This is a genomic window from Proteus sp. PR00224 (assembly GCF_016238105.1).
Classification (GTDB): domain Bacteria; phylum Pseudomonadota; class Gammaproteobacteria; order Enterobacterales; family Enterobacteriaceae; genus Proteus.
Genome location: NZ_JAEHQU010000001.1, coordinates 688,474 through 706,189 on the forward strand (window position 1 = coordinate 688,474; position 17,716 = coordinate 706,189).

General features: G+C 34.6%; 16 protein-coding genes, 1 tRNA gene and 1 riboswitch. Of the genes, 7 read left to right on the top strand and 10 right to left on the bottom strand.

From position 1 onward, the window contains the following. The first annotated feature begins 1,268 nt into the window (after window positions 1–1,268). Entirely contained in the window at window positions 1,269–1,502 is a 234-nt protein-coding gene (locus JEP71_RS03185; RefSeq protein WP_100160381.1) for a DNA polymerase III subunit theta, read from the top strand. Window positions 1,503–1,606: 104 nt separating this feature from the next. On the opposite strand, the gene yebF is transcribed toward JEP71_RS03185, so the two are convergent. Next, window positions 1,607–1,996, bottom strand: coding sequence for a protein YebF (gene yebF, locus JEP71_RS03190; protein ID WP_198621013.1), 390 nt, complete (start codon window positions 1,994–1,996; stop codon window positions 1,607–1,609). A gap of 96 nt (window positions 1,997–2,092) precedes the next feature. Next, on the bottom strand, window positions 2,093–2,275 hold the full coding sequence (locus JEP71_RS03195) for a YoaH family protein (protein ID WP_109374208.1): 183 nt from the start codon (window positions 2,273–2,275) through the stop codon (window positions 2,093–2,095). Window positions 2,276–2,387: 112 nt separating this feature from the next. On the opposite strand from JEP71_RS03195, the gene pabB reads away from it, so the two are divergent. The 4 genes from pabB to mntP all read left to right on the top strand — a co-directional run bounded on the left by pabB (window position 2,388) and on the right by mntP (window position 7,146). Beyond that, window positions 2,388–3,773, top strand: coding sequence for an aminodeoxychorismate synthase component 1 (gene pabB, locus JEP71_RS03200; protein ID WP_198621012.1), 1,386 nt, complete (start codon window positions 2,388–2,390; stop codon window positions 3,771–3,773). Further along, on the top strand, window positions 3,760–4,323 hold the full coding sequence (locus JEP71_RS03205; RefSeq protein WP_109374206.1) for a CoA pyrophosphatase: 564 nt from the start codon (window positions 3,760–3,762) through the stop codon (window positions 4,321–4,323). Before pabB ends, JEP71_RS03205 begins: the two co-directional genes overlap by 14 nt. 184 nt (window positions 4,324–4,507) lie before the next feature. Next, the gene (locus JEP71_RS03210; RefSeq protein ID WP_160230451.1) at window positions 4,508–5,869 is read left to right on the top strand and encodes an L-serine ammonia-lyase; all 1,362 of its coding nucleotides are present in this window, start codon (window positions 4,508–4,510) and stop codon (window positions 5,867–5,869) included. A gap of 491 nt (window positions 5,870–6,360) precedes the next feature. Further along, a riboswitch (yybP-ykoY riboswitch) is annotated at window positions 6,361–6,499 on the top strand. Between the two features lie 59 nt (window positions 6,500–6,558). Continuing rightward, window positions 6,559–7,146 (top strand): manganese efflux pump MntP, encoded by a 588-nt coding sequence (gene mntP, locus JEP71_RS03215; RefSeq protein WP_198625735.1) that lies wholly within the window; start codon window positions 6,559–6,561, stop codon window positions 7,144–7,146. Window positions 7,147–7,237: 91 nt separating this feature from the next. Here mntP and rlmA read toward each other — a convergent pair whose 3' ends face one another. After that, entirely contained in the window at window positions 7,238–8,053 is an 816-nt protein-coding gene (gene rlmA / locus JEP71_RS03220; RefSeq protein WP_198625736.1) for a 23S rRNA (guanine(745)-N(1))-methyltransferase, read from the bottom strand. Between the two features lie 146 nt (window positions 8,054–8,199). Beyond that, window positions 8,200–8,613 (bottom strand): phosphate-starvation-inducible protein PsiE, encoded by a 414-nt coding sequence (psiE, locus tag JEP71_RS03225; protein ID WP_023581865.1) that lies wholly within the window; start codon window positions 8,611–8,613, stop codon window positions 8,200–8,202. A 235-nt stretch (window positions 8,614–8,848) separates the two neighbouring features. On the opposite strand from psiE, the gene JEP71_RS03230 reads away from it, so the two are divergent. After that, window positions 8,849–9,295, top strand: coding sequence for a universal stress protein (locus JEP71_RS03230; RefSeq protein WP_198621010.1), 447 nt, complete (start codon window positions 8,849–8,851; stop codon window positions 9,293–9,295). 191 nt (window positions 9,296–9,486) lie between these two features. On the opposite strand, the gene JEP71_RS03235 is transcribed toward JEP71_RS03230, so the two are convergent. From JEP71_RS03235 to cycA, 3 genes are all read right to left on the bottom strand, one after another. Next, complete coding sequence (locus JEP71_RS03235; protein ID WP_198621009.1) at window positions 9,487–10,305, bottom strand: MBL fold metallo-hydrolase; 819 nt, start codon at window positions 10,303–10,305, stop codon at window positions 9,487–9,489. 214 nt (window positions 10,306–10,519) lie between these two features. Then, the gene (locus JEP71_RS03240; protein WP_100160390.1) at window positions 10,520–10,954 is read right to left on the bottom strand and encodes a universal stress protein; all 435 of its coding nucleotides are present in this window, start codon (window positions 10,952–10,954) and stop codon (window positions 10,520–10,522) included. Window positions 10,955–11,128: 174 nt separating this feature from the next. Beyond that, on the bottom strand, window positions 11,129–12,541 hold the full coding sequence (gene cycA, locus JEP71_RS03245) for a D-serine/D-alanine/glycine transporter (RefSeq protein WP_198621008.1): 1,413 nt from the start codon (window positions 12,539–12,541) through the stop codon (window positions 11,129–11,131). Window positions 12,542–12,801: 260 nt separating this feature from the next. Here cycA and JEP71_RS03250 point away from each other — a divergent pair. Further along, a tRNA-Lys gene (locus JEP71_RS03250) sits at window positions 12,802–12,877 on the top strand. Window positions 12,878–13,113: 236 nt separating this feature from the next. Here the strand turns inward: JEP71_RS03250 and JEP71_RS03255 are convergent. From JEP71_RS03255 to JEP71_RS03265, 3 genes are read right to left on the bottom strand one after another with little or no spacing between them, the layout of a single operon-like run. Next, on the bottom strand, window positions 13,114–13,803 hold the full coding sequence (locus JEP71_RS03255; protein WP_198625737.1) for a fimbrial biogenesis chaperone: 690 nt from the start codon (window positions 13,801–13,803) through the stop codon (window positions 13,114–13,116). A 2-nt stretch (window positions 13,804–13,805) separates the two neighbouring features. Then, window positions 13,806–15,185, bottom strand: coding sequence for a fimbrial protein (locus JEP71_RS03260; protein WP_232797463.1), 1,380 nt, complete (start codon window positions 15,183–15,185; stop codon window positions 13,806–13,808). Next, window positions 15,182–17,710, bottom strand: coding sequence for a fimbria/pilus outer membrane usher protein (locus JEP71_RS03265; protein WP_198625738.1), 2,529 nt, complete (start codon window positions 17,708–17,710; stop codon window positions 15,182–15,184). The genes JEP71_RS03260 and JEP71_RS03265 overlap by 4 nt, the downstream gene beginning before the upstream one ends. Window positions 17,711–17,716: the final 6 nt, after the last annotated feature.

A 17,716-nucleotide genomic window follows, 5' to 3' on the forward strand; every position in this document is an offset into this window, starting at 1 on the left:
TGTAATTGAGTCAATTACTGATCCGAATCCGTCTTAAAGTAATATCAAAAATTACTGTGTGAAAAGCGAACTAAATGTAACACAATATTGCGTGATATGTATATTTTTTGTTTATTTTTTTACATGTTATTATTTTAATTTAATTATATCGTTAACTAAAATGAACAATATTTAAAAGATAAAAAACCATACATATCATTAGGATAAATAATTATTTCTTTATTTTATTAACTCAGAAAAGTAAAGTAAATACTTTAGTCATTAAGTTAATCAGTCATTTTAGAAAAAAGAACAAACAGATTAAAAAAACATCAATTAATAATCTTTTCTATTTATCTAAAATAAGATTTAAATGAACTATTAAAGTGTTTAATTAAGATTTTCTTTAATGTCAGATTTAAAATTTCAGTAATTAACATTTAAGAAATAAAGATTTTTATAACAATTAACAATAAATATTTTATATTGTCATGTCAATAAAATGCTTTAATATTAATAATATATTAAAATAAGATAAAAATAAACTTTACATCTTTATTTTATCATACTTTCCTAATGCATTAATTCTAGCATGGTTTGTTATCTTTCATTTTTAATGAATACTGTTGATTGCTTTCTCTTCTCTTTTTTATTCACTAGCTATTCATTAATAACCTTATTCTTTTTTGAACATTAATTAAAGTTTAATAACCTTTATTTAATATTAATAAAAAAATGTAGAATCACGTAAGTTTACCTATTAACCATTTGGTTAATTTTATTTATACTATGTTTTTCCCTGGTGTTGTATTAATTTTCGCCCTGTTTCCCCAACAGGGCATTTTTTTATCTCAATATTTCAGTGCCTTATCATAACTCATTGTCAAATAATACAAAATAAAAACACATGAAATATCTCATTAATAAATTAACATTATTTACCTATTTTTAATGCAAAATCCATCACTCTTTTCATTGATCTAAATCAAATTAAACATTCATATTATTTACTCTTTTCAGAGATAAACTGCTTTTTTCTCTATTTTAAAATCTATTTAATAAGGATTAAAAATGCTCATTTTATCATTAGCCTTATTTGAATTACTCATAAAGTGGTATAACAATTCAAGAAGGATAGACTTTTATTGTTATATTTAATGACCTTGATTAAAAATCGACCCAAATAAAGCACATCATTTTTACTACACATTAATGACTAATATCTTTATTTACTTGCATTAATAAGCACGCTCTTTTACCTTACTTATATTGTTATAGAGGGAAAGATAATGAGTTATAACCTTTCAGAATTAACACAAGAAGAAAAAGATAAGCTAAATATAAGCTTAGCCGCTTCAGGCGTTGCTTTTAAAGAGCGCTATAACATGCCCGTTGTAGCAGATGCTGTTTTAAGAGAACAGCCTCAAGCTTTTCAAGCCTTCTTTCAAGAAAGGCTGGTATTTTATCGTGCAAGAAGCCAACACTATTCTCGTTTACCTTATGACCCACCGGTAAAAAAATAGTCAAACACTCTCCGTTATTTTGATAATGGTAAAAAAAAGAGATAAACCTTGGTTTATCTCTTTTTCTTTCAATCGATTAACTACAACTCACTATCACCTATCTATTATTTAGGGGAAACATAAGTAATAGTATTGTCATCACAATTGACTTGAACATTGTAACGAAGATCTGTTCTCGCCCCTCTTACATTCAATACCATCTGATAGTTATTATCCATCTTGATAACTTCATTAGCATTAATACTTGCAACAGGTTTTGATCCTAATGCATTTTTATCATCTTGCCAGCGAGGTAAACGATTTTGTAAATAATCATTTTTTACTCTTGTAACAAGTTGATTGTTATCTAAATTAACACAACTCGAAAATGGTGCAGAGCGCACAATATCTTTATTCACATTTTCGATATTTTCTGCAAATGCTCCAAAAGAAACGGCAAGTAAAAGACCTGCTCCAAGTATCCCTGTTTGACTCACAAGCTTGCTTAATTTCATATAACCTCCCGAAAATATCCCTTAAAACAGGATGTGTTTTCATTAAGCATAGCATATGGTTAATAACACAATTGTGACATTTGTTAAAAAATTGTTTTATTCATTTTCATCATCAAATACAATAGAAACAGATTCACGGGTCGCGTGTTTCTCTCTTAACTCTTGAGCTACTAGTTGGATAGCCTCTCCACTGCTCATTCCCTCAGCCATAAGAGATTGGATTTTTTCTACCGCTTTTTGTTGCTCTTCATGTGTTAATGTAGGCATTCCTAGAAACATAATGTTACTCTTATCTTTATTAACGTCTATTTTGTATTTACATGAATGTAATCTTTTTGATTACAATTTATTGTGCAAATAATACAACACACTTTGTTTACATGGTCATAAGATGGATATGCAATTACAACAACGCGAACTAACTTATACCCCTGATCTAGCATTGCGGGTATTTTCTCCTATTGCGTCATTGCCTTGGTCTAGTTTACTTCATTCTGGCTTTGCCGAACATCCTCATAATCGTTTTGATATTGTTGTCTCCGATCCTGCTGTGACTTTAGAAACTCGCAAACAAACGACAACGATTAAAGAAAAAAACGGTACGGTCAAACGTTCCAAAAAAGATCCCTTCACTCTCATTCAATCTGCGTTGGACCAATTCGATTTTCACCCAGAACAAAGTGATTCATTGCCTTTTTTGGGTGGCGCTTTAGGTATCTGGAGTTATGACTTAGGTCGTCGTTTTGAAAATCTACCTGAAATAGCGAAAAATGAACTTAGTTTCGCAGATATGGCAATTGGTATTTATGATTGGGCACTTATTGTCGATCACGACTTAAAAAAAGCCACTTTAATTAGCTATCACAATATTGATGAGCGCTTACAGTGGTTAGAAAGCCAAACTTCCACTGCTCTTGATTCACAATTCACCTTAACAACAGATTGGCAATCAAACATTAGTAGTGATGAATATAACGAGAAAATTGCTAAAATTCATCAATACTTACTTTCGGGTGACTGCTATCAAGTTAATTTAGCTCAACGTTTTTGTGCAAGCTATACAGGCAGTGAGTGGAACGCATTCTTAACATTGAATCAAGCTAATAAGGCACCTTTTTCTTCGTTTATGTGTTTGCCAAATAACTTTGTGATTAGTGTTTCACCTGAACGTTTTATTCATTTAGTTGATAATAAAATTGAAACACGTCCTATAAAAGGCACACTACCTCGTAAAGCATCGCCAAAAGAAGATGATGAACAAGCTCAATTATTAGCAAATTCACGTAAAGATCGCGCTGAAAACTTAATGATTGTAGATTTGATGCGTAATGATATTGGCAAAGTTGCAGTAACAGGTTCTGTTAAGGTTCCTGAATTGTTTGTTGTCGAGCGTTTCCCTGCAGTACACCATTTAGTCAGTACCATCACCGCAGCGCTTCCTGAGCATTTAAAAGCAACGGATCTATTAAGAGCAGCTTTCCCTGGTGGTTCAATTACCGGAGCGCCGAAGATCAGAGCTATGGAGATCATTGAAGAATTAGAGCCTCATCGTCGCCATGGATATTGTGGTGCAATTGGTTATATCAGTTTTTGTGGCACAATGGACACCAATATCAGCATTCGCACTTTATTAACTGAAAAAAATAAAATTTACTGTTGGGCAGGCGGTGGTATTGTTGCTGATAGCGTTGCTGAAAAAGAGTACCAAGAAACATTCGATAAACTTGGGCAAATATTAACTGTTTTAAGTGAGTCTACTATCGATGACACCCATTGATACTTTTATCAATCGTTTTCAACTCACATTACCTGATGACAAGGTAAATCAGCCTCTTCATGCCCAAAAATCGGCAGCCGTCTTGCTGCCGATTATCAATAAACCTAACCCAACATTATTATTAACTGAGCGTGCATCAACGTTACGCTCTCATGCAGGGCAAGTCGCTTTACCCGGCGGTAAACGCGATCCTGAAGATAGCAACCTTATTGCAACAGCTCTAAGGGAGGCGCATGAAGAAGTGGCTATTCCACCCCATGCCGTATCCGTTATTGGTCAATTAGCCCCTTTGCAAAGTTCTAGCGGATATTTAGTTACCCCTATTGTGGGTGTTATTCCTGCGGGTTTACCTTTACGCCATAACCCTGCTGAAGTCGCCTCTATCTTTGAAATGCCACTAAGCCATGTACTTAATGCCCAACATTATCAACCACTAGATTTTCATCGTGCTGGTGAAAATCATCGTATCTACTTTTATCCCTATAATGGACATCTCGTCTGGGGATTAACCGCCGCTATTTTACATAGACTCGCTTTACATATTACTTAACACGCTATTTTATATTCAGCTTGTGCTTTTTATCATCGCCTTCACAACTCTACTTAGCTATTTTAAAAAAATGTTGTAAACTACATCATTAACGGGACGATATAATCGTAAAAACGATCCCTTTACTATAAATAACTATATTTCATTCTTTTTAACCCTCTCTCTTATTATTAAGGAGTCTGACGTGATTAGCGTTTTCGACATGTTTAAAGTGGGCATCGGACCATCTAGCTCTCACACCGTAGGGCCAATGAAAGCGGGTAAAGAATTTGTCGATGATTTAGTCAGCCAGGAATTGATTGCGTCTGTCACTCGCGTAGCTGTTGATGTTTACGGCTCCTTGTCTTTGACAGGCAAAGGTCACCATACTGATATCGCAATTATTATGGGGTTAGCAGGTAATGCACCAGCTACTGTCGATATTGACAGCATTCCCGGTTTTATTCGTGAAGTTGAAGAAACTGGCAAGCTATCATTAGCAAACGGCTTAAAAGTGGTCGATTTCCCAGCAGAAAGTATGCATTTTAGCAATGACAACCTGTCATTACATGAAAATGGTATGACAATCCATGCTTTTGCTGGCGACAAAGAAGTCTATAGAAAAACGTACTACTCTATTGGTGGTGGTTTTATCGTTGATGAAGAAAACTTCGGTAAATCAACATTAAACAGCAAGCCTGTTTCATACCCTTATGCTAGCGCAGAAGAGCTATTAAAACACTGTAAAGAAACGGGTTTATCCATTTCCAGCTTAATGATGAAAAATGAGCTGGATCTGCATACTCAAGCAGAAATTAATGCTTATTTCGCTGATGTTTATAAAACAATGCAAGAGTGTATTGAACACGGTTTAAATACAGAAGGCGTATTACCAGGGCCATTACGTGTACCTCGTCGTGCTGCTGCATTAAATCGCTTATTGACATCAAGCAACAGCCTGTCAAACGATCCAATGAAAGTCGTTGATCTGATCAATATGTTTGCACTGGCGGTTAATGAAGAAAACGCAGCAGGTGGACGCGTTGTAACAGCACCAACAAATGGCGCATGTGGTATCGTTCCTGCTGTATTGGCTTACTACGATCGTTGCATCGAACCTGTTACACAAGAAATCTACTTACGCTATTTCTTAGCATCTGGCGCAATTGGTATTCTTTACAAAATGAATGCTTCTATTTCTGGTGCAGAAGTAGGTTGCCAAGGCGAAGTTGGCGTAGCTTGTTCAATGGCAGCTGCGGGTCTTGCTGAATTATTAGGCGGAAGTCCAGAACAAGTCTGTATCGCTGCTGAAATCGGTATGGAACACAACCTTGGTTTAACTTGTGACCCTGTTGCAGGCCAAGTTCAAGTTCCTTGTATTGAACGTAATGCCATTGCTTCTGTTAAAGCCGTTAATGCCGCGCGTATGGCAATTCGTCGTACCAGTGAACCTCGTGTTTCTCTCGATAAAGTCATTGAAACTATGTATGAAACGGGTAAAGACATGAATGCTAAATACCGCGAAACATCGCGCGGTGGTCTTGCAATCAAAGTACAGTGTGACTAATTAATACTATTTAGACGAAAAGCCATTCTTTTTGAATGGCTTTTTTATTTCAGCTACTTTATTTTTAATCATCGCTTAACCCTTAGATAACTAAAGAAAATAATTATTAAATATACATTTGAAATTAAGCAATCTATCTTTTTATAATTTAAAACTTTTTATTTTTATATATTAAATTCCAGCACTAAATATACTTATTAAATATAGGCTCATTTAATATTCATTTAATTTTGTAGGAAATAGAGCTTATAATTTTTAGGTGTACTCATTTCTATAAAATATTAATTTCTTATTATAAAAATAATTAAAACCCATTATTTATTATATGGTTAATAATTCATCATATTGAATTTTATCATTTTTTTAACATTTAAAGATCGTTTAAAATATATTTAAAGCAATCTGATTTAATAATGATAATTATTATCAATATCATCTTTGAAATATAATAAATAATATGTTGCCTTTCGAAAATAATATGTTATCTTCTGCACCAAGTCATTGGGGAGTAGCCTGTCTTAAAATAAGAATAATTATTTTAAGAAATCTGTATCAACATACTCGCTTATTTTCATCTAGCGTGGTGCAGATGCCGTAATACGGTTGGCAAGACCATAGACACATAATTGTACTTCTTTGGTTGGGGGTCAATTGTGTGTATATGGAAATACCCCAACCGAGGCTTTATTATGAGTTTCTACGCTACTATCATTCTCGCCCTTGCCCTTTCTATGGACGCATTTGCTGTTGCTGTCTGTAAAGGAGCCACATTACACAAACCTCGTTTTCGCGAAGCACTCCGCACTGGATTTATATTCGGTATTATTGAAGCCAGCACACCCGTTATTGGTTGGGCGATAGGCTTATATACTAGCCAATATATTATTCAATGGGATCACTGGGTTGCCTTTGGATTACTGTTTGTTCTTGGTAGCCGGATGATTTACCAAAGCTTAAAACGTGGCGATGATTGTCCTTGTGAAGAAGACGCCCCACAACGTCACGGCTCACTGTCTTTAATCGCCACAGGTATTGCTACAAGCCTTGATGCAATGGCAATTGGTGTCGGTTTAGCGTTCCTTCAAGTCAATATTGTTCATACCGCAATGACGATTGGTATGATGACCATGATCATGGCTACGCTGGGTATGCTAATTGGGCGCTACATTGGCCCAGTACTTGGAAAAAAAGCAGAAATTATTGGCGGGATCGTATTAATTGCTATCGGCTTTAATATTGTATTCGAACACTTAGAATTATTTATGTACGCCAAATAATCGCTAATAAAGCATATTAAAAAGCTTAGGTTTGAAATATCACGACCTAAGCTTTTTTATTAACTTAATAAAATATTGTTATTTCACATTATTAAGCATGACGTTGATAGACTCGAATTAAAAAGTCTGTTTCACATTCAAAGTTTTTACTTTCCGCTAATGTCTGTTTTACTTCTTCGCTTGCACGCCATGCAAACGGCGTCATTTGTAATAAATCAAAAGCCTGCTTACCGTTTAAATTCATCATATAAGCAACCTGATGTTCAGACACTTTATTAAATCCATCAAAATGTTCTTCTTTTAATGGATGAAGATGTACTTCTGAATAAATCAGTGCTTTTAACTGATAAAGGTGACGAGGGGCTGGTGTAACAGTAATAATATAACCATTGTGCACAATGACTCTTGCTAATTCATCACTGTTACAGGGGGCGTAAATACGCACAACCGCATTTAAAGAAGCATCACAAAAAGGTAAACGTTGACTTGAAGCTACACAAAAATGAATGGATGAATAACGTTTAGCTGCATATTTAATTGCAACCTTAGAAACATCTAAGCCATAAACTTGTGAATTATGTAATTTTAGATTTTGATAAAATTGATTGGTGTAATAACCTTCACCACAACCAATATCCAATACAACACTGTTATCTTCAGGCAATAATGTTTGTATTAACTCAGCCACTTTATCTCGCATTGGCTGGTAAAAACCTGCATCTAAAAACTCACGGCGTGCGTTAATCATTTCAGCACTATCACCAGGCTCTTTTGAGCGTTTAAATTGCACTGGCAACAAATTGACATACCCTTCTTTAGCACAATCAAATTGATGATTATTTTCACAAACCCAACTGTGAGCTTGAAGAGAAAGCGCCTGATAACATAATGGACATTGATAAGACATAGTAATATTTTTGTATAACCCAGAATAGAATTGGGAGAGATAATAACATACCTCTCCCAATCTTGCGGAAAACCTTACTCTTTATTTTTAATCTTAAGTCATGCTTTCTATGCTGAGTAGCTTACTAAGCACAACTTATAGGCGAATTAAGTTCGTTTTAGTTTTTCAGTGTTAGCGATAAATAACGCAATAACTAACAACAATATTGCACCTGATTGAATTAGCGTATCAACGGAGTCTTTATGCTCAACAATAATGAGTCGTACTATTGCTGTTATTCCGATATAAATAAAATACCTTAATGGGAAATGCCCACCAGATAAAAAATACTTAACAATAAGTGCAATAAACTCAAAATAAAGAAAGTAGATCAAAATACCTTCTAATAATTGATAAGACGACTCTTCTGCACCTAAATTAAATAATAATGAAGCAATTACATATGTTTCTTTGATAAGAAAACTGACCAATACAATCGCTAAAATAAGTAACCCAATATTAAGCACCCACTGTAATATAGTGGCAATACATTTCAGTAAGTCTTCGCTTGATTTTCTCATATAAACTATAACCTAGTGGGATCATTCCGTGATGTGTAATAATAATAAAAGATCTATTAAACAATTTTACTAAATTTTAATGGATTTACGCATTCACCACACCATTTTTTTATCTTTTAGAGCCAAAAAACCAAGAATAATGATGCAATAATCGCAATATTTACTTTTAAATTTCAACTTGTAAGCCGATTTACTTATACTTAATTTAAGGGCTAATTTATTGAAAAGGCACACTATGGCTAACAAATACCTCGTTGCAATTGATTTATTAGAAGATAGCAGAATTCAGCGCATGATCGAAGATATTCACTTCCTAGCTAGGAAACCAGAAAATTATTTCCATTTCATTACAGTTATGCCTAATTTGCGCTCTTTAGAAGCTTATGGGCTTAATTGTGACAGCTCGTCGGTCATTGAGAAAAAGCAACAAGCTTTAGTTTTATTGACTGAAAAATTAGAGCAATGCGTAAAACAACAATTTAACTTACCCAAAGAGCAATACCAATGCCATGCCGTTATTGGTACACCTAATTATAATATTCTAGAGTTAGCAGATAAAATTGATGCAGATACCATTATTATTGGTTCAAGTTCACGCAATAAACGTAATATTTTACTGGGTTCAACAGCGGATTATATTGTAAACAATACGTCGCGTTCAGTAATGGTTATCCGCAAGTAAAATCACCAAAACACTTTCCTTTTGGCAATAAAGTTATATTATTTATTGCCAATAAGTATTCGACTATTCTCTTCATTATAAATAGCACTAAATGCACTTTAATTTTTTTGTTTCAATAGCTTATTTTGTTAGAATGCAAACCAAAAAAACAAAAATTTCGTCTCTTTCAATAGACTTCGTTCTATTAAATACTACTCAAAAGATAAAGATTGTCCTGCATTGAAATCTTTCGCATTAAGATATTTTCGCCCTAATACCCCAGTGCAATGGCATCCATACACATCAATATTTTCATCTATGGCTTTTTTAGCACGCTGTAAATCAAATGGTGTTGCACAACGTAAATGCAATCCCCCGACAATCGCTTGAATTTGGTTATTTCCGGTTATTTTTTTCGCGTGCTCAATGATAGATTCAATACCAGAATGACTACAACCAGTGATAATCACTAGGCCTTTTTTTCCTTGCCAAACAAGAAAACTATCATCAAGAACATAATCATCTTCTTCACCTGATTCATGAATAATAACACCATAGCGTTTATTCACTTGACGTTGAGTCACTTGTCCCGAATAGATAAAACTTTTTTCGATTACTAACGGTGCTTGTGTTAATTCAAAAGAAAACTGCGCTTCGAGTTTTGCTCGATCAAATAAAGGTGCTAAACGTTTAAATTTAATATTTTTATTACCTAAAAAAAGGGCTGAATAGCGAACAGAAAATAAATGAGGATGGGCGATAATTCGTGGTTTATGGGTGAAAAAATCTGCTGACAAATGTGTAAGTCCACCAAAATGATCATAATGCCCATGAGACACAACAATCGTTTTCAATGTGGTTAAATCAATACCCATTTTTTTTGCATTTGAAATAAAGGTAAGGTCTTTTCCAGTATCAAAGAGAATTTTAGCTTGGCACTCATCATCTTCTAACAATAATGATAAACCAGGATAATGGTTAAGTTCAGGATTAATCGATTTGTTTTCTAGTAATGCGGTGATCGTTAACATAGGGATTTTTTAATTATTATCAGGAGATAACGTAATAGTAATTAAAAAAAGAATTTGTTCCAAATATAAAAGCTGCTGATTTGTGCGATTGCTTTACCTTTTTAATCGCATAATCGCTGTTACGTGTGAACAAAACATAACAGCGATATCACTAAACTCTGCAAATATTCTTATTTTTCACTTATAAACACATTAGAGTTATCTTACGGCTCTATTATCTTACTACCATAACAGAACGTTTTGCATAACGTGTAATATCTGCGGCGGTTGAACCGATATGATAAGAATCATCTTCAGGATTATGCGAACCAATCACAATTAAATCCGCATTCACCTCATCAGCAATCTGCAATATTGCATCTCGTGGTGTACCAATACAAATGTGAGTTTGCATTCTGTCATCAGGTAAATCAAAACGTTCGATTATTTTTTTAAGCTCTTTTTCCGCTGACGTTTTTAAGCATCCTTGATCTAATTGATCGCCATTCATAACAAGTCGATAATAAGAAGATTGTGGAAGTTTAGGTAACACATACAAAAAGTGAACATAAGGATCTTCATTTTTTGCAATATTTTCCACTAACGGAATTGCTTTGTTCATCAGGTTATCTTCATCAATATCAATGGGAACCAAAATATTCTTATACATACCGTCTCCTTTTATTTTAATTGTAGGATAGTGTATTTTTAAAAAATTGCTGGATATAGTTAACATATTCTAAAAATATTTTAACTCACTTGAATGACACCTAATTTTTAATTAAAAAAATAGCCCTATCATGGATTGATAAGGCTATACATTTAATAAAAAAGAATATGTAATTTATTTTTCTATTGCCATTTTTTGTTTACGTTTTTTAACGTACTGATAGCCAATTGCTAATGCAATAAACCATAATGGAGTCACACTTAATGCTTGGCGAGTATCATGTTCAAAAGCGAGTAGCAACGTCATAAATGCAAAAAATGCAAGACACAGCCACGACATAATAATTCCCAAAGGCATTTTATAGATAGACTTTTCATGCAATTGTGGGCGTTTTTTACGATATGCCAAATAAGAGCATAAAATCATACTCCAAATAAACATAAATAATAACGCAGAGACTGTTGTTACCAAGGTAAATACGTGCATAACATCAGGAATAAAGTAGATTAATATAATTCCACATGACAAACATAAGCTAGTAAATAACAGTCCATTGGCAGGTACTGCACGTTTAGATAATTGGCTAAACTGTTTTGGCGCTTCGCCTTCTTTAGATAAACCGAATAACATTCGGCTTGTGGAAAATATCCCACTATTTGCAGAAGAGGCTGCTGCCGTTAATACCACGAAGTTTACTAAACTTGCAGCTGCGGGTATTCCTATCATAACGAATAACTCAACAAATGGGCTTTTATCCGCCAAAATAGAACGCCATGGAGTTACCGACATGATAATTGCTAATGCTAATACGTAAAAAGTAATAATACGGATAGGAATAGCATTGATAGCTTTCGGCAAGGATTTTTCTGGATCACGAGTTTCTGCAGCCGCAGTCCCGACTAATTCAATCCCAACAAACGCAAAAATAGCAATTTGGAATCCAGCAAAAAATCCACTTAACCCTTTAGGGAACATTCCCCCATCATTCCAAATATTCTCTAGTGCTGCTGTATGTCCTGCTGGCGATTCAAACCCAATACTGATAAGAACAATACCAACAATAATTAAAGAGACAATTGCGGTTATTTTTATCATGGAGAACCAAAATTCCATTTCTCCGAAGAGTTTGACTGTTGCTAAATTTAAAATAAGCAATGTCAGCACACAAATAAAGGATGTTCCCCATTCAGGAAAATTAGGAGCCCAATAACTAATATAGGACGTTATAGCGACGATATCGGCAATACCCGTAATGACCCAGCAAAACCAATAAGTCCAGCCGACAAAAAAACCAGCCCACGGCCCTAATAAATCACCAGCAAAATCACTAAATGACTTATATTCTAAATTTGATAACAACAGCTCGCCCATCGCTCTCATCACAAAGAACAAGACAAAGCCAATTATCATATAAACAAAAATAATTGATGGTCCAGCTAACGAAATGGTTTTCCCTGATCCCATAAATAGACCAGTACCGATAGCACCACCAATAGCAATTAATTGAATATGACGATTTGTTAGCCCGCGCTGTAGAGTGGCATTTTTCACTCTAGCGGGAGGAGAAATTTCTGTTTGATCTTCCATACAATACCTGAAGTGTTTTCATATTTTCGATGTTGTTTTTACCGCTATTTTATTTTTTGACGCGGTAATATGTTTGCGAAATTATTGTGACACAAATCTCAGTATAAGTAATGAAAAGATCACTTTTAGTAAAATGAATGATGCTTTGATAACCAGATAAGATCCTTTCTTTAATTTAATCGGCGATATTTTATCCATTTGAAAAAAAATCAAAATAAGCACTTGACCATCGCATTTGAGAGGAGAATAATCAGCGCATCGGGTTGTTAGCTCAGTCGGTAGAGCAGTTGACTCTTAATCAATTGGTCGGGAGTTCGAGCCTCCCACGACCCACCAATTTTAAGCTGATAAATCAGACATTTATGCCACTTAGAAATAAGTGGCTTTTTTGTCTCTGGAGGAAAGTGGCGACAAAATGGCGCATTTATCTTAATCTAGAAACTCAAAATAATACGGTAATTAAAAAATAACATTGGCTTATATTTCATTCAATTTTTATAATTAATGAGACTAATTAAAACAAACAATTAGTCTAATTTAATTACATAATCCAATACAAACTACCAGCAAATCTACTTTATCTCTTTTTTATCTTTAAATTCGCCACCAAAATCATCAATAAGAATATAGCTAATTTGGTTTATTTGACTGTTTTCTAATGTAATTTGTTGTTTTGAAAATGGCGCTATCATAGGAATGAGAATATTAGGATTATTTTCGCCAGATGCTGATTTAATGGTGACATAAAAAGGTGTCGGATTTTCAATTGTAAACTGTTTATCTGATCTCGTAAAAACAAGAGCGCTACTGACATCGGAAATCACCATAATTAAATCATCAGGGCGATAGAATACTTTTACTTGTAATCTGACAACGACATTAATTAAACCTTCATCATATTTTTTGTTCTCAGGCTTAGGCATGATTTCATATAAATTAAGCCAGTAAAGTGTCTCTTTCTCTTTATCTGTATTGGTAAATTTATTAATTACTCGTACTCGTTGTGATTCACTCGGTTTTAATTGTAATACTGGCGGTAATGATAAAGCGGAAACATCAGTTATGGTTTCTGGAGTATTTTCTGGATTACCATCATCCACCCATGTTTGAACCACCACAGGAAACTCACCATCATTCTTTATATTTAAGGATGCTTCTCTGTCTGAATGATAAAGGATCACTCTTGACCCCTCTAATGCTAAATTCGCTTTGGCGATAAACGAAAAACACAGTAACAGAATAAAAATACTGATCCTTTTCATATTTATTGCACCTGTATAATTACTTGTAATGTCGCATTAAATTTACCAGCAGTTATTTTCTCTCTCGGTAACGCTTCTAATGAGGCATATAATGTTTTAGTTAAATCGGCAATACCATTATTATATGAGACTGAACTAGCATCATCATAAATAGGATACCAACCATAACCCTCACCTTGCCCTTCATTAGCTAATGTTGATAACAAGTTTAATGGCATACCTGATGGGCGATATATTCTTACACCAACCCCTTTTGCCATATTTGAGTCAGTACCATAACCGTCTGTCACTAAATGGGTAATTGCGGCACCATTAGGTACTGTTAATCCTAATTCAATTGCCTTGTTAACATTTGTAGGTCTAGGTAAAAATCCCATTGCAGTTTGCCCTGCTCCCGTTCCGCTGGAAATATTACTCATGCCATCGTTCGCAGGTGGTGCTAATTGACAATAAAAATCAATAGTAATAGGTAAAGTCACTTTTTTGCCACTTGCTAACTCATTAATAGTGACCAATGGGAATGAAACATAAGGCGTAACATTTCGTACAAAACAAGTAGACGCATTACGAATATAAATACGACGAGACATATTTACAGCAGCAGGCCAATAAGCATAAAAGCCATGATAATTTGTAGCGTGATCTGTACCATCTTTTAATAAATAAGAGAAGTTAGAGCTTTGAAAAGCGATATAACCTGCTGGTTGGTTAATAAACGTAATTAGCCCACTACTTGATTGTGCGGGTGGCATATCACTTGTTCTTTCATAGTTAATCTTAAATAACTCCACTTCCATATTAGAGAAGTCTTTTGCTTTTACTAAGATCCACCCTTTGCTATCTCTTTCTAAATTTGTTAATGGTCGCGATTTCCAATAGCGGCTATAATATTCACCCGTAATAGTATTTTTAATACGGATACCTAATCCTCTTGCAAGACTAATATATGTTTCTTGTAATCCTAAAGCTGGATTAACTAAATTTTTGCCACCATAGTTATAATCACCATTCGTTGAATAAAACTCTCTTAACTTTCCTTCCTCATCGGCTGTGCAACGAAATAATATTTGTTCAGGATCATAAACTTCATAACCCGCCTCAAAAAAAGAGACAAAGCCACTCGCCACTAATGTACCCGGAATTTGAAACTGATCGTTATTAACATTAATTACTTTAGGCGTACTTCCCATTGATCCTGAATCATCCCGCGCGCCTTGCCAATTTTTCGCTGAACCTTTACCAGGCTCAGTATAAAGTACACTATTGGGATTCGTCGTCGTGGTTGTTATTTTATAACATGTTGCCGAAGCTAAATAAGGAAATAGCATCAACGCTAATAAAATAGAGAACTGACAAGAAAGTAAACAGCGATTTAATTTCATAAGCATTGACCTGATAATAAAATGAGTTTATCGGCTTCTTTTTCTTCTGGTATTGAGTAATCGATTTGGCAGCTATCTTCATCTTTACCGACGGTCAGTGTCCCTTTTTTATTTTCAACCCTGACATAAATCTGGTTACTTTGCCCCACCATGCCAACAATGTGCTTATCTTTATCATAAACATTTTCACCTAATGCCAATGGACTTTCAGGCTTAACCGAAATCAATACAGGATATCCGACTTGGGTTTTAAAAACGATTTTGGTACTTGAACCTGAATACGGTGCTATTTGTTTAGTATTTTCCAGTAGCTCAATATTATTATTTCTAATATTTTTCCCATCCAAACTAACATTGTTATATTGATAAGGAACAAGGGAAGGCACAATAGCATAACCAAAAGGATCAATGCGTGCCCCCATACCATTACTCACACTCGCACCACTTGCACCTTTTGCTTCCACTAAAGCAAAAGAATCACTAATACGAGGCCCTAATGTTACCCCGCCACTGTGTGCAACTAAGGCACCTTGAATACCCACACTGCCTTGAGTGTAATGTTTACCATTAGAGATACTGCCTGATAACGTAGTAAAAGGAAGCTGTTTAATTAAATGCAAACCACTGCCCACCGCTCTATTTTGTGTGTCGTAATCTGCATTTACACTATAAGAAAGTGTTTTATCTTCCCCTAAAAGTCCTGATAAATTCGTTTGGTAACTTGAATCATCACTAGAATGACTAGAAGATAATGATAGCATTGGTGAATAATCAGAGCGTCCTAATGGCATAGAAACAGATAACATCACCATATCTTCCGATATCGGATCGGTTGTTATTGATGTAAAAGTATTATTTGCCATCATTTGCCCCGTTTTTTGGCGGCTATAAGCGAGGCTATAAGCAATATCTTTATAGGTATTGGAATAACCGATTTGATACTGGGCATCATGTCCTTTATTACCATAATAATTACTGATAGAGCCTGAAATATAAAGTTGCCCCCACTTATCAAGAGACTGATTAACACTCAGTGTAAACTGGCTTTCTTGATTATAACTATTGGAATTCCATTCCATGTCATTGCTTGCACTTTTTCTCAATCCCAAGACATCATTATATTCGCGGAAATTCTCTGTTGAATATTTATAACCTGCGAGTGTAATAACGGTATTGGTTGGGCTAAAAGTACGGCTATAACTAATACCTAATCGTCCACCTTGATAATTATTACCGCCGACTTCAGCATTTGAAAAGGCCGAATTAAAACCTATCGCCCCTAATTTTGTAGCAATAACAGAGCCGACAAATACTGCCTGATATTGATGACCTACACGCATCCCTGTATTTAGCGTTACCGTATTATTCACACCATATTGCAAAGCGATATCTGAAAAATAACTATTTTCTGAACCAAAGTTATTCACTTCACCCGCAGTAAAGTTATATTTAAAGCGACCTGCCCTTACTGACTCAGGTAATGCGGTAAATGGCACTGTAAAAGAAGAAACTTTGCCATTACTTTCGTGGATTTCGACTAATAAATCCCCTTCATAACTGGTTGGATAAAGGTCGTTTATTTCAAATTGTCCAGGTGATACCGTTGTTTGATAAATTTCAGTGCCGTTTTGTTTTATCACTACACGGGCGGTAGTCGTCGCAATACCACGAATAACAGGTGCATAGCCTTTTTGAGAATCTGGCAACATTCTTTCATCAGACATTAATTGAATACCTTTAAATGCCAGACTTGAAAATTGTGCGCCTGTTGTATAAATATCGCCGACAACTAACATCGATTTTAATGTCAGTAACGGCTTTTGTAGATAAGTTCTTATCCAATTAAAGTCACTATTACTTCCCGATTTTGATGAATTATAAGAGTAAGATGCTTGTTGACGAAATTGCCAAGTTCCCAGATTTACGCCCATATTGACACTACCAAAACCATAGTCTGAAGTTTGTCCGTTCGATTTATTCTTATAGTAATTACCCGAATAATTGGTGAACAACATGGTGTTGCCCGCATCTAAATCGTCTTCATTGACATAGCCTTGTGGTCTTCGTTTTAATAAGATTTGAGGCACTGCAATCATTATTCTAAAGTTAGAAGCATCAAACGAATCTACAATGTTTGTATTAATTTGGTTTAATACTAAACATTGACTATTATCTTGACTGATCTCGTTATCCAGCAAGATCCCCATTTCATCAATTTGTTGTTGATTAAAACAAGGTGTCACTTTACCTTTATCATTTAGTTGAAAACGCACAGTTTTTCTTTCAAAAAAACGATTATTAATGTAGATGTCAACATCATAATCACCAGGCTCCACATAATTACTATCATGAAGCTGATTAATGTTGATATTATTTTTGCTACCTAATAATAAAGAAGGATCAAATTCATAATCATCAGCAAATGCAGAAGTCATTGATTGAATAAATAGAGAAAATGAGCCGATTAAGAGTACGACTTTTATTCTATTATTTAATTGTGCTGTGCTTTTTTCTATGACTTTCATTTCAAT